This is a genomic window from Spongiimicrobium salis (assembly GCF_043678055.1).
In the GTDB taxonomy this organism is placed as follows: Bacteria; Bacteroidota; Bacteroidia; order Flavobacteriales; family Flavobacteriaceae; genus Spongiimicrobium; species Spongiimicrobium salis.
Genome location: NZ_JBHEQA010000001.1, coordinates 127481 through 141808, shown reverse-complemented (window position 1 = coordinate 141808; position 14328 = coordinate 127481). Strand labels below are relative to the sequence as shown.

Sequence of the window (14328 nt, the reverse complement as noted above, 5' to 3'; positions counted from 1 at the left end):
ACGACTTCTTAACCGAAGGATATTTTAATTTCTTTTTTCGCAAAAAAAATGCAATCCGTCACCAAAAATTTTATTAGTGTTGGGGATTGTGTTATTTTTGGGAAAATTGGAATTTTGGAACAACATCAACTTTAAAAATTACCATATATGGCATTTGATATAGATATGATTAAAGGGCATTATGCCCGAATGGCGGAGCGAATTGAAAAAGCTCGTGAAATTACAGGAAAGCCCTTAACACTCTCGGAAAAAATATTGTACGCCCACTTATGGGACGGAAAAGCCGATAAGGCCTTTGTGAGAGGAAAGGACTATGTAGATTTTGCGCCAGATCGTATCGCTTGTCAGGATGCCACGGCCCAAATGGCCTTATTGCAATTTATGCAGGCAGGAAAGGCTAAGGTTGCCGTGCCAACTACAGTGCATTGCGATCACTTGATTCAGGCAAAGAGCGGTGCTGCAGAGGATTTAAGAACCGCGAATAGCACTAGTGCAGAAGTATTCAACTTTTTGGAATCAGTATCCAATAAATATGGAATTGGTTTTTGGAAACCAGGTGCCGGAATTATTCACCAGGTGGTTTTGGAAAATTATGCCTTTCCAGGAGGAATGATGATAGGAACGGATTCCCATACGGTAAACGCCGGTGGTCTGGGAATGGTGGCCATAGGAGTTGGTGGAGCCGATGCCGTGGATGTGATGGCAGGAATGCCATGGGAATTAAAATTCCCTAAGCTTATCGGAGTTAAACTTACCGGAAAAGTATCGGGATGGACAGCCCCGAAAGATGTGATTTTAAAGGTAGCTGAAATCTTAACAGCTAAAGGAGGAACAGGAGCTATTGTAGAATACTTTGGCCCTGGTGCCACAGCCTTATCCTGTACAGGAAAAGGAACCATCTGTAATATGGGGGCGGAAATTGGAGCAACTACTTCAACTTTTGGATATGACGATTCCATGGAACGCTATCTGCGAGCCACGGAACGTGCAGATATCGCAGATGCTGCTAATGAGGTAAGAGCGCATTTAACGGCAGATGCCGAAGTGTATGAAAATCCTGAGCAGTATTTTGATCAATTGATAGAGATCGATCTATCCAAGTTAGGGCCCTTGTTAAATGGACCATTTACCCCAGATTTATCGACATCTGTTGGAAGTGATATGACGGAAAAAGCAACTTCCAATGAATGGCCTATTGATGTAGAATGGGGGCTGATCGGATCATGTACGAACTCCTCCTACGAAGATTTATCAAGAGCTTCTTCCATTGCACAACAAGCATTGGATAAAGGAATAAAAATGAAGGCAGAATTAGGAATCAATCCTGGGTCTGAGCAAGTACGCTATACCGCTGAACGCGATGGTATCCTTGAGGTATTTGAAAAGCTGGACGCTAGAATCTTTACAAATGCTTGTGGCCCATGTATTGGGCAATGGGCACGGTATAAAGATCCTAAAAATGCACCTAAAAATAGTATTGTGCATTCTTTTAACCGAAACTTTGCAAAACGAGCAGATGGAAACCCAAATACGCATGCTTTTGTAGCTTCTCCTGAAATTACGGCAGCCATTGCTATTGCCGGTCGATTGGATTTTAATCCTATTACGGATGCCTTGATCAATGAAAACGGGGAAGAAGTTATGTTCGATGAACCAACGGGATGGGAATTGCCTCCAAAAGGTTTTGCTGTGGAAGATGCCGGATATTTAGCGCCAAAAGAAGATGGATCCGATGTTGAAGTAGTAGTATCGCCCACTTCTGAACGCCTACAATTGCTAACGCCATTTGTCCCTATGAAAGCGGCAGATTTACAGGGAGTAAAGTTGCTGATCAAAGCGTTTGGAAAATGTACAACAGATCATATCTCAATGGCGGGACCTTGGTTGCGTTATAGAGGACACTTGGATAATATTGCAAATAATACCTTGATCGGAGCGGTAAATGCGTTTAATAAGAAAACCAATTTTGTAAAAAATCAGTTGACTGGAGAATATGGTGGAGTGCCAGATGTGCAGCGATCCTATAAGGCCAAAGGAATACGATCTATTGTAGTGGGAGATCACAACTATGGAGAAGGTTCTTCCAGGGAACATGCCGCCATGCAACCTCGACATTTGGGAGTAGCTGCAGTTTTGGTGAAATCTTTTGCCCGTATTCACGAAACAAACCTGAAAAAACAGGGGATGTTGGGATTGACCTTTGCCAATGAAGCCGATTATGATCGTATTCAGGAAGACGATACTTTTAATTTTATTGATATCGACGCCTTTGCACCAGGTAAACCTTTGACGATTGAAATCGTACATGCCGACGGAAGTAAAGAAGAAATTAGTGCAAACCACACCTATAATCAATCACAGATTGATTGGTTCAACGAAGGGTCGGCATTAAATGTTATCAAGAAAGAAAACGCCATTTAATCGTAGCGCGTAAACATACTAAGAACTCCTGAATCGCTTTTTTCAGGAGTTTTTAATTGAAGTACCTATCCTATGAAAGTCAAAAAAAAGACGATTCTTAATGTATTGCTCATTGGCTTTGTGTTATCCTTTTTTGTAACGGATATAGGATATTATGGGAAAATTTGGCTAAATAAGATCTTCTCTTTTAGTGCGGATATCACTCCCGTTGCGGAACGTAAATCCATCACGGACTATGATTGGAAATTAAAGGATGCGGAGTGGAATTTTTTCAACTTTGAGAAATCCAAAGGCAATGTGATATTTATTAACCTATGGGCTTCATGGAGACTTCCCAGTGAAGCTGAATTGGGGAGTATTCAAAGTTTATACAATAAATATCAGGGGAAAATGGATTTTTATATCATTACCAATGAAGAACGTCCCCCCGTTGAAGAATTCATGGAAAAACATGAATTTACCTTCCCGGTCACTTACCTGATCATTGGAGAGAAGATGCCTATAGACTCCGATAAAGTACCTTCGTCTTACATTATTGACAAGCAAGGAAACATTGTGGTCCATAAAGAAGAAGGCATAGCAGATTGGGATAACCAAAAAATTGATCAACTTTTGGATTCATTGATTGCAGAATGAAAAAGACGACAAAACAGAAGTTGGGGAATGTGCTGTTCCTTGTAGCAATAGCGCTTATCCTTTTTACTCCGGTTGGATTTCATCTTAGGGTATTTACGAGCAAGTTAATTTCCTATACCCCCTTTGCGACACCTGCCGAACTAGATAGTGAAGAACAGACGCGTTTGGCAAGCTATCAATGGTCCTTGTTGAATACGGATGGACAAGCTTTGAATTTGAGTGCCGAAGAAGGGAAGGTTGTTTTTATAAACTTTTGGGCTACCTGGTGCCCTCCCTGTGTGGCAGAAATGCCAGATTTACAGGAATTGTACAATGCCTATGGGGACAAGGTTTCCTTCCTGTTTGTAGCCAATGATGAAGTAGATCGTGTAAATACCTTTATGAAAAAAAAGGAATATTCTTTTCCCGTATGGTTTTCTAAAAGTAATACGCCCATTGGGCTGGAACACCCTACCATACCTACAACCTACCTTATTGATAAATCTGGAAATATCGTGCTGAAAGAAACCATGGTAGCCGATTGGAATTCTGAGGAGTTCAAAAAAATACTAGATCGTCTGCTTAAGGAATAAGGTTCTTTTCTATTTCTTAAAGTATTTTAAAGGTACAATGAGCATACCAAAGCACTCGCCATCTTCTTTTCCAATATGCTTATGATGCATTTTATGTGCTCTCCGTACAGCTTTTGCATAGCGATTATTGGCATTTCGAAATAGTTTAAAGCGTTGATGGATGAAAATGTCGTGCACTAAAAAATAAGCGGCACCATAGGCCATAATACCAATACCCAAAGGCCACCCATACCAAAACGAAGTATTCACTGCGGTAAAAATCAATGCCATACTTACTACGGCGTAAAAAAGGAAAAAGGCATCATTGCGTTCAAACCATGAGTCGTGATCTTTCCTATGATGGTCTTTGTGTAAACTCCATAAAAAACCATGCATGATATACTTATGACTGAACCAAGCCATAAACTCCATAAAACAGAAGGTTCCCATAAAAATAAGGATCCAAAAAAATATTTTCATAACAACTACAATAACTGGAATTTGTAATTTACATAAGATTTGGCCAATAAACCAAACTTCTGGTAATTCGGTACCCGAATTCTAGCATTCTTAATTTCCAATGGTGGTGTATTTTGGAGTTTTTGTAATAGTTTATAATAATATTTATAGGCAGTATAAACACCAAATTTAGCTTCACTGGGCAAAGCGACAATACCCGAATAGCCTTTTTCGAAATCGGCTTTAATTTCCTCTACAATTCTTTTTTTAGAAGCTTCATCAAGTTGTCTTAAGTCGGTGTTGGGAAAATAAGTACGGTTCAATTCGTCGAAATCCGCTTTTAAATCCCTTAAAAAATTAACCTTTTGAAATGCGGATCCCAAAGCCATAGCACTTTCTTTTAAGCGGTTATAGGTTTCTTCATCCCCCCCTACAAAGACTTTTAAACACATAAGACCTACAACATCTGCAGAACCGTAAATGTATTCTTTGTACTCTTGTTCTGTTTTATATTCACTTTTGGTAAGGTCCATACGCATACTTTTCATAAAGGCGGTGACCAATTCATGGGGAATACCATAAGCATGATAGGTGTGCTGAAAGGAATTGAGAATGGGGTTTAGGCTAATTTTTTGAGTCAAAGCATCTTCCAAATCTGCCTCAAATTTGTCAAACAATTGCGCCTTGTCATAATCATGGAAAGAATCCACAATTTCATCCGCAAAGCGAACAAAGCCATAAATATTGTAGATGTCTGCCCTGATGGAGCTGGACAGCATTTTTGTGGCAAGTGAAAAGGAAGTACTATAGGATTCTGTTACTAACTTGCTACAATCACGAGAAACATGGTCAAAAATACTTTTCATCTTTAATTCTTAATATTGTTATGGATTAAATCAGACACCAATTTTCCAGAAATCAGTGCAGGTGGAACTCCAGGTCCGGGTACGGTGAGCTGGCCTGTAAAAAATAAGTTTTCCACTTTTTTACTCTTTAGTTTAGGGCGTAGGAATGCAGTTTGGGATAGGGTATTGGCCATGCCGTACGCATTTCCTTTGTAGGAGTTGTATTGCTCAATGAAGTCGTTCACACAAAAAGATTCCTTGAACATAATATGATCCTTGATCTGCTGATGCGTTCGTGCTTCAAATCTATTTATGATAAGGTCAAAATAGGTATCACGCATTTCAGGAGTATCTTTGAGTCCTGGGGCTATAGGAATCAAAAAGAAACCTGTTTCACAGCCCTCTGGAGCCATAGAGGCGTCAGTAATCGAGGGGAAATTTACATAGAACAATGGGTTTTCTGGCCATTTGGGATGATCATAAATTTCTTGGGCATGCTGTTCAAAATCCGTATCAAAAAACAGATTGTGGTGTTCAATATGCTTTAGTTTTTTATCAAAGCCTACATAAAACAATAGGGAAGAAGGGGCAAAGGTTTTCTTTTCCCAATATGCTTCCTGGTATTGCCGGTAGGGTTTTTCTAAAAGTGTTTCAGAATGGTGATAATCTGCACCACTGACCACAATGTCGGCCGCAATATTTTTTTCATTGGCAACAATACCAATGGTTTTTCCATTTTCTACTTTAATTTTAGTAACGGCCGAATCCGTATGTATGGCAACACCCAATTCCTCCGCAAGTTGTCGCATACCTTTAATGATATGATACATTCCGCCTTTGGGATGCCAGGTGCCCAAACCAAAATCCGCAAAATTCATAAAACTATAGAAAGATGGGGTTTTACTGGGTTTAGCGCCTAAAAAGAGTACCGGAAACTCCAAAGTGGAGATGAGCTTGGGATTTTTGAATCTTCTTCGCACTTCTTGACTAATGGTTTTAAAAAATTGATCAACGCGTAGCGCGGTTTCCTTGGTGACCAACTCCAAAGGAGAAACACCAGGTCTCAGAACAATTTTATTGATGGCGATGTCATAATTTTTTTGGGCTTTTGCAATGAATTTTCGCAGTTGTTGGGCGCTTCCCTTTTCTATACGCTCAAATTCGACACAAATCTTTTCCATGGAATCCCCAATGGTAATTTCATCATCGGAAAAGAAAATTTTGTAGGCAGGATCTAATTTATCCAGGGTGTAATAATCCGAGGTTTTTTTGCCAAAATCGTTGAAAAACTTATCAAAAATATCCGGCATCCAATACCAACTAGGCCCTATGTCGAACGTAAAACCATCCTTATTTAATTGTCGTGCACGACCCCCAACACTCTCATTTTTTTCATGGATGGATACCTCATGACCCTGCGCTGCCAAATAACATGAAGCAGACAGGGAAGAAAATCCGGAACCGATGACAACAATTTTTTTATTCATTTGTTAATGGGGCAAAAAAGTTACTTTTTGGTTATAGGTCATGTACGACCTGGTCTATAGAATGAAAAACCTTTATGGATGGCGATAAAGCTTCCGTTGAAATATGTTGTACCTGATGGCCTAAAAGCCATAGTTTTGAACTGTTACGATCAATATTGATTTGCGTACTCAAGTCCAATAGGTACTTATGAATCTTATCTTTAGCTGGCTGTACTGTAAAATAAGATAGGAAATGTAAATTGTCATAATACTTAAGAAGATCGTTAAGTCCATTGATTGGTACGGTTTGGCCAAGGTAGATCGATCGATACCCCCTTAAGGTGACTTCGTAATGCAAATACAATAAACCTATTTCATGGATTTCATTATCTGGTAGAAAAAGCACAAAAGTTTTGTCCTTTCTTGAGGGAGCCGTCAATTGTAATTTCTCTGTATTGGTATATATTTTTTGTTTCACCAATCCTGTAATGAAATGCTCATGGGAAGGACTGATGGTATCTGTTTGCCATAATAAGCCTATCTCGTTCAATAGCGGAATGAAAATCTCCTTAAAGATTTGTCGAAAAGATTTTTCATCGGACAACGCATTGTAGGTGGAAAAGAACAAACTTTGATCAAAATTGATCATGGCTAACTTAAAAGCATTGATAGCATGATGCTTATTACTATTTTTGGCCACAATTTCCCGTACTTTTAACGGAATCTCTTCCTCGGGAACTTTAGCTATTTTAGAAATCTTATAGCCATTGTTGTACAATAAGGTGACGTTCAACAACTTTTGCAAACTACTTAAACTGTAGTTTCTAATATTGGTATCCGTCCGCTGTGGTGAAAGTAAGGCATATCTCTTTTCCCATATACGTATGGTATGTGCCTTAATACCCGAAAGGTTTTCGAGATCTTTTATACTAAAAAACTGTTTTACATTGTTCATTGTTTTGTGTAAAAGATTAAACAAATCTACAATTTATACTAAAACAATGGAAATTTTTTTACCTAAAGTTTTGAACACCCTATAGATAATCAAGAAGTTAGGTACCTCTTTTAGGGAACTAAGCCGCCCTTTTTAGGTTCAACGGAAGGACAAATCCTTATGTTTTGTTTGTTTAACCAATTGCTCCATAAGATTTTACCATAAGACCAGGATGTCGCCTCTGAATTTATTACATTAAAGATTCTAAATTCTGTATATTGGAAACTCCTTGTAAATAAAAAAATAAACGAAGCAGCTATGATTTGGAAAGAACGTTTGGCAATTTATGATGCCTTGGTAGCGGAATGTTCAAGGTTTGAACGAAAAGGAAAAACAATGCCCTATACTTCGGCTAACGGATATATGTTTTCATTACTCAACAAAGCTGGGGAGATCGGGATTCGATTTTCAAAAGAGGTTCAGGAAAAATACTTGGAAACATTGCAAACTAGCTTGTACAAATCGTATGGGGCCACCATGAGAGGTTATATTTTAATTCCTGAAGAACTGCTGCAAGACAAGCCTAGGATGATAAAGTTGTTGAATGAGAGTTACGACTACGTCATGGGCCTGGAACCAAAATAAAAGTTAAGCTAAGGTATATGAAAACAGAATTCACCACTCTATTGGGAATAGATTGTCCCATTGTACAAGCGCCCATTGGGAGTGCCACAAATGCCAAGTTGGCCAGTGAAGTATCCAATGCTGGAGGATTGGGAATGTTGGCATTATCTTGGAAATCGCTCAAGGATTGTGAAAATAGTATCCGTGAAACCAAAAGGCTCACCCATCGCCCTTTTGGGGTGAACTTGGTATTGGATCGGGATCAAAAAGAACGTGTGGCCCTATGTATTGCTGAAAAGGTAGCGGTAGTAAGTTTCTTTTGGGGTGATTCCTCGCCATATATCGGAACATTAAAGGCCCATGGAATCAAAGTCTGTCAAACCGTACCCAATGTACAAGAGGCTGTGAAGTATGAGAACGCAGGAGTGGACTTTCTCATCGTTCAGGGTTGGGAGGCCGGAGGACATGTTCAAGGAACCATTGCCAATACTATTTTAATTCCGGCTGTTGCCGATAAAGTGAAATTACCCATAATTGCCGCAGGTGGTTTTGCAGACGGAAGAGGACTGGTAGCCGCACTTGCCTTAGGAGCATCTGGAATTAGTATGGGGACACGTTTTTTAATGAGTAAAGAAGCTCAGATAGAAGAGGAGTATGCCAACTTAATCGCAGCAGCCACGGAAGAGGATACTATTTATGCCAAAGACTTGTTTCATATTGGCTGGGAAAATGCGCCACATAGGGTATTGCGAAATAGCACGGTCAAAGCTTGGGAGCACCAAGGCAGGCCAGTGATTGGGGAACGACCGGGAGAAGGGGAAATTGTAGGGTACACCGCAGATAAAAACCCAATTTATAGGTATTCCGATAATAATCCGATTAAGGGATCCACAGGAAACCTGGAAGCTATGGCCCTATATGCCGGACAGACTGCTGGACTTGTGAATCAAAGATTACCGGCCAAGGAAATTATTAAGGAGACTTTAAGGTTTGCTGCAGACACGCTCAAAGGGTTAAATAATATTGGACCAGAGGTATAGCACAAAAAGCGACATATGAGAATTATTGCGTGGAATTGTAATATGGCGTTTCGCAAAAAAGCAAAATACGTTTTAAAGGAAAAACCTGATATCATTGTCGTATCCGAAAGTGAACATCCGGACAAATTTAATTTTAAAAGTGGGCAACGACTTCCGAATGATGTATTTTGGTATGGCGATAATATTCATAAAGGCCTGGGAGTATATTCTTATGGCAATTTTAAGATCATACCTCTAAAAGAACATCAAACTGAGTTTAAGTATGTGGTTCCGCTATTGTTAAAGGACAATCAAAAGGAGATCGTACTTTTGGCCGTATGGTGTCAAAAACCTAAAAATGGAGCCAATTATGGTGCTCAATTATGGAATGCCATCCAGTATTACTCCAAACTTTTGGAAAATGAAAGACTACTCATTGTCGGGGACTTTAATAGCAATACCATATGGGATCGACCAGGAAGGGAGGCCAATCATAGCAATATCGTTAAAAAATTGAAACAATATGGTATTGAGAGCACCTATCATTATTTACGGAATGAAGCCCAGGGAAAAGAAAGGCAAGCTACCTTTTATTTATATAGAAATAAAAAAAAGCCCTATCATTTGGATTATTGCTTTGCTTCTTCCTTTTTTATGGGGCAATTGAAAAAAGTACAGGTGGGGAGCCATAAAAAATGGGCAGCACAAAGTGATCATTCTCCTTTGATCGTAGATTTTGCGGAAGAACCATAGGGGGAATATGTCTATGAATTTGGAGTTCTGTATCTTTAAGACTAAGAATACATACGCTGATACTACTGTTTTAATCTTAAATAAACCAGAAATATGAAGCATACCCTGTATAAGGTGGTGTCTTTTTTTACGCCAAAAAAGTACAAAAAATCACTTCGAAGAATGAAATTGGGTTATGCATTGGTATCTTCTGAACATTCGTACCTGGTTCAAACAGGCTATGTGGATTCGCGATTGGACTATTCTCTACTGGATAGAAAGCAAGCATGTTTGCCTTGGATGAATTACCCTTTAATTGATTTTTTGGAAGAAAAATTGAATAAGGATATGACGGTCTTCGAATATGGTTCTGGATACTCAACACTCTTCTTTGCTCAGAGAACAAAAAGAGTAGCATCTGTGGAATACAATTCGGAATGGTATCATAAAGTAAAGAAAATGTTGGGAGAAAAGACAAGTAACGCTCAGGTCCATTATCAGGAGTTAAACGCTACTTATCCGTATGCCATTGAAAAACAGTTGAAAGGCGAGAAATGCGATATTCTTGTAATTGACGGAAGAAAAAGGGTGAAATGCGCGAAGATAGGATTCGATCATTTGTCCGATTCAGGAGTACTTATTTTTGATGATACCTATAGGAAGTATTACCAAGAAGGCATTCAGTTTTATCTGGATAAAGGATTCAAAAGCATACGATTCAAAGGACTGAAGCCAACGGGCTTTGGAACAGATGAAACCATAGTATTATATCGTGATAACAATTGCTTGGGGATTTAAGTAGGGTGACCATTTTGGTAGCGTACATAGTGAGTAGTATCTGGAAGAAAGAAACCGACATCCTCCTTGCATTTTTCATGCTGATTGTATTAGTTTCGATAGGAATAAAAGACTTTTTAACCTAAAGCAAAATGCATATTCTCTTAGTACCCGATAAATTTAAAGGCTCCTTGACCGCAAAAGAGGTGATACAAGCCCTGCAAAAGGGGATATCTCATGTTTCTTCTGAATTCAAAACAAGTGAATTTGTACTCTCCGATGGTGGCGATGGCTTTTTGGAAGCAGTGGCCCAATATAGGGACTTGGAAGAAGTTTGGGTAAAAACCGTAGACCCTTTGGGAAGGGAAATGGAAGCCCCATATTTGTTTAATGAAAAAGGGGCCACTGCCTATATTGAATTGTCCAAGGCTTCGGGAATGGAACTTCTGAAAATTACGGAACGGGATGCGTTGCGGACCTCTACTTTGGGAACAGGGATTCAGATCAGAAATGCTATAGATCGAGGGGCAAAACACATTTATATCGGATTGGGAGGAAGTGCTACCAATGATGCGGGACTTGGTATTGCCCAGGCTTTGGGATTTGTTTTTAAAGATGGGACCCAAAAGAAAGTTTCTCCCCAAGGCGGCAATTTAAATAGCATAAAGACAATAGAACGAGGAACTATAGTGACTGAAGTGGAAAAGGTCTCTTTTTATGCGATAAATGATGTCAATAATCCCTTGTATGGACCTTCAGGAGCAGCATATATTTATGCCGCCCAGAAAGGAGCAAGTCCTTCGGAAATTGCACAATTGGATCAGGGTCTTAAGGATATTGCTGCTTTATTTTCAAGAGAAATGAAAACAGATTATGGTCACCTTCCAGGGGCTGGCGCGGCAGGAGGTACGGCCTATGGACTAAAAACTTGTTTTGATGCCCAGTTCATCAGTGGAACCAAATTCCTGATCCACTTAGCAGGAATAGAGGTACTCCTCAAGAAAGAATCCATAGCTATTATTATCACAGGAGAAGGCAAAATTGATGGACAAACAAAAAATGGGAAGTTGGTCAGAGGAATGGTCAATTTGGCAAGAAAACATCACATCCCTATTGCGGCAATTTGCGGGAAACTAGATTTAAATGGGAAAGGAGTAGCAGAATTGGGACTGGATCACGTACTTGCATTACAGGATGGTACTCATAGCGATGCCTATTGTATGACCCATGCCTCGCAGTTAATAGCGGATCGTGTGGCCCACTTTTTAAAAGAAAACTATCCTAATCACAATCAGTAGAAGTATTACCCTGGACAGGCAATTACCGTTTTTTTAATACCGCTATTTAAGAAAAAAAGGTAAAAAGGGTAACATTTTTTGTTTTCCAAGGACTATTGAGTTACAATACCCAACAATAGAAACTATGGATTACCATTGTAAAAACTTCACCTTCATATTTCTTCTCTTTTTCAGCATGGCCCTTTTGGGCCAAGACTTTCCGGGTTCCACATGGGACCATTTTAAGTATCCCACTTTTAAAGGGTGGGATAAAAATGAAATGGAAGACCTGCGCAACTATATTGCAGACAGTACAGCCATTACAGCAGTGATGATTGTTCATCAGGGAAAATCCATTTTTGAATACGGAAACCTAAGTGAGAACAGCTATATCGCTTCTTGCAGAAAAAGTGTAATGGCAATGCTTTACGGCAAATATGTGGCAAATGGCACTATTAAACTCAATAAAACCCTGGAAAGTTTACAGATAGGTCAAGTGGAACCTCTACTTGCTATGGAGAAAAAAGCAACGGTAAAAGATATCCTCTCGTCTCGATCAGGGGTTTTCCTGCCAGCTTCCAATGGGGGAGATATGTTACACTTGGCCCCAGAAAGAGGCAGTGTGGCCCCGGGAAGTTTTTGGTTGTACAGCAATTGGGACTTTAATATGGCCGGATATATTTTTGAGCAGGAAACAGGACAGAACATTTATGATGAAATTGAGCGGCAATTGGCCATTCCCCTTCAAATGCAGGATTGGAACCGAAGTTTACAACAAAAATCTGGCGATAAACTCGCTTCTGATGTTATGGCCTATCATATGTGGTTTTCGGCAAGGGATATGGCCCGAATAGGTCTTTTAATGCTCGAAAACGGAACATGGAATGGAACACAGCTTATTGCTAAAGACTGGGTAAAGGAAATGACAACGCCAAAGTCTACATTTGAAGAATTGGATACGATAGCGCCCTTCCTAAAAGAAACAGGGGCTTGGCATAGCTATGGCTATATGTGGTGGCTTTGGGAGCACCCGGATAACGAGGCCCTGGAAGGAGCCTATACGGCAAATGGTGCCTATGGCCAAACCATAACGGTATTGCCAAAGTCGAATACGGTATTGATCGTAAAAACAAATGACCTCTACGAAAGACAGGGCGTAAACCCTAGCGAAATTATTGATCGGGTATCCAGAATTTATCAAGAAGAGAAAGCCAAGGCCTTTAAACCTATGGCGAAACATCTTGAAACAAATGATGTCCAAGGCTTTATAAAATCATATGCCCAAATGGATAAAACTCCTTTTGATACCGATTTTCAGTATGTCTTAAACAGCATGGGATATTCGTACCTCAATCAAGGCGATTATGAAAACGCCATGGCCATTTTTAAGCTGAACATCAGTCAATATCCCAAGGCCTGGAATGTCTATGACAGTTTGGGAGAAGCCTATTTTTTTCAAGGCAACTACGAAAAAGCAGCGGAGAGTTATCGGAAAGCCAAAGCACTGCTAGATCAAAATGACCAAGGGAATGCCAAACGTATCGCACATATTTTGGATAGGATTGCACGAAAAAACTAATATTTTAAACTGTTATCCCCACCTAATTTAAAAAATTGCCTAGGGAAGAATTAAAGCATTTCTACAGCAGCCATTCTGGAAGATGTCCTTTCTGTAATCCCATGGATATTTTGTACTTTTCCCAAGAGAAAAATAGCATTGCATTCAAAATATTGGAAAACGAATGATACGACCTTATGTTTTAGCAGATACCAATTGGAAACACCTTAAGGATGAAAATTTTGATTTGGCCGTGTTGCCCTGGGGAGCCACCGAAGCCCATAATTTCCACTTGCCCTATGCGACCGATGTAATTGAAGGTACAGCAATCGCGGAAGAATCTGGTCGACAAGCTTGGGAAAAAGGAGCTAAAGTAATTATTCTGCCAACCATCCCTTTTGGGGTGAATACCGGACAATCTGATATTTATTTGGATATGAATTTGAACCCTAGTACACAATTCGCTATCCTTAAGGATATTCTAGCGGTACTAGACCGGCAAGGGATACGGAAATTTATGATTCTAAATAGTCATGGCGGTAACAATTGGAAATCCATAGTTCGGGAATTGGGGTTGCTGTATCCCAAGATGTTTTTATGCGTAGGGGAATGGGTCCATATCGTGAATAGAAAAGACTATTTCGATGATCCGGGCGATCATGCCGATGAAATGGAGACAAGCCTAGTGCTCCATTTAGCACCAGAATTGGTGTTGCCCCAAAAAGATTGGGGCAGTGGGGCAGAAAAAAAGAACAAGATCAAGGCCTTTAATGAAGGATGGGCATGGACAGAAAGACCATGGTCTACCATCAGTGAAGATACTGGGGTGGGTGACCCCAAAGCATCTACAAAAGAAAAAGGTGCACGGTTTTTTAAGGCAATCTGTAAAGAAATGGGGCAATTGTTCTATGAGATTGCCCGGACAGATGTAAAAGATTTGTACGAATAAAGGGAGCTATCATTCCTATTGGATGAAGGATGGATCTTTTCCTGGCTTATAAAGATCGACAATACCCACTTTTTTAAATA

14 protein-coding genes are annotated in these 14328 nt (G+C 39.8%); 10 read left to right on the top strand and 4 right to left on the bottom strand.

Annotation, left to right across the window (positions count from 1 at the left end; all coding sequences use genetic code 11):
* Positions 1-147: 147 nt before the first annotated feature.
* The 3 genes from ACEXOE_RS00620 (at position 148) to ACEXOE_RS00610 (ending at position 3629) form a co-directional block, all read left to right on the top strand.
* Entirely contained in the window at positions 148-2421 is a 2274-nt protein-coding gene (locus ACEXOE_RS00620; protein WP_394746781.1) for an aconitate hydratase, read from the top strand.
* Positions 2422-2493: 72 nt separating this feature from the next.
* Positions 2494-3057, top strand: a complete 564-nt coding sequence (locus ACEXOE_RS00615; RefSeq protein ID WP_394746780.1) for a TlpA family protein disulfide reductase — start codon at positions 2494-2496, stop codon at positions 3055-3057.
* The gene (locus ACEXOE_RS00610) at positions 3054-3629 is read left to right on the top strand and encodes a TlpA family protein disulfide reductase (protein ID WP_394746779.1); all 576 of its coding nucleotides are present in this window, start codon (positions 3054-3056) and stop codon (positions 3627-3629) included. The genes ACEXOE_RS00615 and ACEXOE_RS00610 overlap by 4 nt, the downstream gene beginning before the upstream one ends.
* Before the next feature lie 9 nt (positions 3630-3638).
* Here the strand turns inward: ACEXOE_RS00610 and ACEXOE_RS00605 are convergent, their stop codons facing one another.
* From ACEXOE_RS00605 to ACEXOE_RS00590, 4 genes are read right to left on the bottom strand one after another with little or no spacing between them, the layout of a single operon-like run.
* Positions 3639-4088 carry a sterol desaturase family protein gene (locus tag ACEXOE_RS00605; protein ID WP_394746778.1) on the bottom strand — a complete coding sequence of 150 codons (450 nt, stop codon included), beginning with the start codon at positions 4086-4088 and terminating at the stop codon, positions 3639-3641.
* Positions 4089-4093: 5 nt separating this feature from the next.
* Positions 4094-4933 (bottom strand): phytoene/squalene synthase family protein, encoded by an 840-nt coding sequence (locus ACEXOE_RS00600; protein ID WP_394746777.1) that lies wholly within the window; start codon positions 4931-4933, stop codon positions 4094-4096.
* 2 nt (positions 4934-4935) lie between these two features.
* On the bottom strand, positions 4936-6399 hold the full coding sequence (locus ACEXOE_RS00595; protein WP_394746776.1) for a phytoene desaturase family protein: 1464 nt from the start codon (positions 6397-6399) through the stop codon (positions 4936-4938).
* 31 nt (positions 6400-6430) lie between these two features.
* Complete coding sequence (locus ACEXOE_RS00590; RefSeq protein ID WP_394746775.1) at positions 6431-7333, bottom strand: MerR family transcriptional regulator; 903 nt, start codon at positions 7331-7333, stop codon at positions 6431-6433.
* Positions 7334-7630: 297 nt separating this feature from the next.
* On the opposite strand from ACEXOE_RS00590, the gene ACEXOE_RS00585 reads away from it, so the two are divergent.
* The 7 genes from ACEXOE_RS00585 to ACEXOE_RS00555 all read left to right on the top strand — a co-directional run bounded on the left by ACEXOE_RS00585 (position 7631) and on the right by ACEXOE_RS00555 (position 14248).
* Positions 7631-7957, top strand: coding sequence for a hypothetical protein (locus ACEXOE_RS00585; RefSeq protein WP_394746774.1), 327 nt, complete (start codon positions 7631-7633; stop codon positions 7955-7957).
* A 17-nt stretch (positions 7958-7974) separates the two neighbouring features.
* A complete protein-coding gene (locus ACEXOE_RS00580) occupies positions 7975-8976 on the top strand; it encodes an NAD(P)H-dependent flavin oxidoreductase (RefSeq protein WP_394746773.1) in 1002 nt (333 codons plus the stop codon).
* A gap of 15 nt (positions 8977-8991) precedes the next feature.
* On the top strand, positions 8992-9708 hold the full coding sequence (locus ACEXOE_RS00575; protein WP_394746772.1) for an exonuclease/endonuclease/phosphatase family protein: 717 nt from the start codon (positions 8992-8994) through the stop codon (positions 9706-9708).
* A gap of 93 nt (positions 9709-9801) precedes the next feature.
* On the top strand, positions 9802-10485 hold the full coding sequence (locus ACEXOE_RS00570) for an O-methyltransferase (RefSeq protein ID WP_394746771.1): 684 nt from the start codon (positions 9802-9804) through the stop codon (positions 10483-10485).
* A 131-nt stretch (positions 10486-10616) separates the two neighbouring features.
* Complete coding sequence (locus tag ACEXOE_RS00565; RefSeq protein ID WP_394746770.1) at positions 10617-11762, top strand: glycerate kinase; 1146 nt, start codon at positions 10617-10619, stop codon at positions 11760-11762.
* Between the two features lie 124 nt (positions 11763-11886).
* Complete coding sequence (locus tag ACEXOE_RS00560) at positions 11887-13320, top strand: serine hydrolase (RefSeq protein WP_394746769.1); 1434 nt, start codon at positions 11887-11889, stop codon at positions 13318-13320.
* 163 nt (positions 13321-13483) lie between these two features.
* The gene (locus ACEXOE_RS00555) at positions 13484-14248 is read left to right on the top strand and encodes a creatininase family protein (protein WP_394746768.1); all 765 of its coding nucleotides are present in this window, start codon (positions 13484-13486) and stop codon (positions 14246-14248) included.
* Positions 14249-14328: the final 80 nt, after the last annotated feature.

What these genes read in the sequence shown, in the direction of transcription:
- ACEXOE_RS00565 (WP_394746770.1), top strand. Translation starts at nt 10,617, where the DNA reads ATGCATATTCTCTTAGTACCCGATAAATTTAAAGGCTCCTTGACCGCA.
- ACEXOE_RS00590 (WP_394746775.1), bottom strand. Translation starts at nt 7,333, where the DNA reads ATGAACAATGTAAAACAGTTTTTTAGTATAAAAGATCTCGAAAACCTT.
- ACEXOE_RS00615 (WP_394746780.1), top strand. Translation starts at nt 2,494, where the DNA reads ATGAAAGTCAAAAAAAAGACGATTCTTAATGTATTGCTCATTGGCTTT.
- ACEXOE_RS00620 (WP_394746781.1), top strand. Translation starts at nt 148, where the DNA reads ATGGCATTTGATATAGATATGATTAAAGGGCATTATGCCCGAATGGCG.
- ACEXOE_RS00580 (WP_394746773.1), top strand. Translation starts at nt 7,975, where the DNA reads ATGAAAACAGAATTCACCACTCTATTGGGAATAGATTGTCCCATTGTA.
- ACEXOE_RS00595 (WP_394746776.1), bottom strand. Translation starts at nt 6,399, where the DNA reads ATGAATAAAAAAATTGTTGTCATCGGTTCCGGATTTTCTTCCCTGTCT.
- ACEXOE_RS00575 (WP_394746772.1), top strand. Translation starts at nt 8,992, where the DNA reads ATGAGAATTATTGCGTGGAATTGTAATATGGCGTTTCGCAAAAAAGCA.
- ACEXOE_RS00610 (WP_394746779.1), top strand. Translation starts at nt 3,054, where the DNA reads ATGAAAAAGACGACAAAACAGAAGTTGGGGAATGTGCTGTTCCTTGTA.
- ACEXOE_RS00605 (WP_394746778.1), bottom strand. Translation starts at nt 4,088, where the DNA reads ATGAAAATATTTTTTTGGATCCTTATTTTTATGGGAACCTTCTGTTTT.
- ACEXOE_RS00555 (WP_394746768.1), top strand. Translation starts at nt 13,484, where the DNA reads ATGATACGACCTTATGTTTTAGCAGATACCAATTGGAAACACCTTAAG.
- ACEXOE_RS00585 (WP_394746774.1), top strand. Translation starts at nt 7,631, where the DNA reads ATGATTTGGAAAGAACGTTTGGCAATTTATGATGCCTTGGTAGCGGAA.
- ACEXOE_RS00570 (WP_394746771.1), top strand. Translation starts at nt 9,802, where the DNA reads ATGAAGCATACCCTGTATAAGGTGGTGTCTTTTTTTACGCCAAAAAAG.
- ACEXOE_RS00600 (WP_394746777.1), bottom strand. Translation starts at nt 4,933, where the DNA reads ATGAAAAGTATTTTTGACCATGTTTCTCGTGATTGTAGCAAGTTAGTA.
- ACEXOE_RS00560 (WP_394746769.1), top strand. Translation starts at nt 11,887, where the DNA reads ATGGATTACCATTGTAAAAACTTCACCTTCATATTTCTTCTCTTTTTC.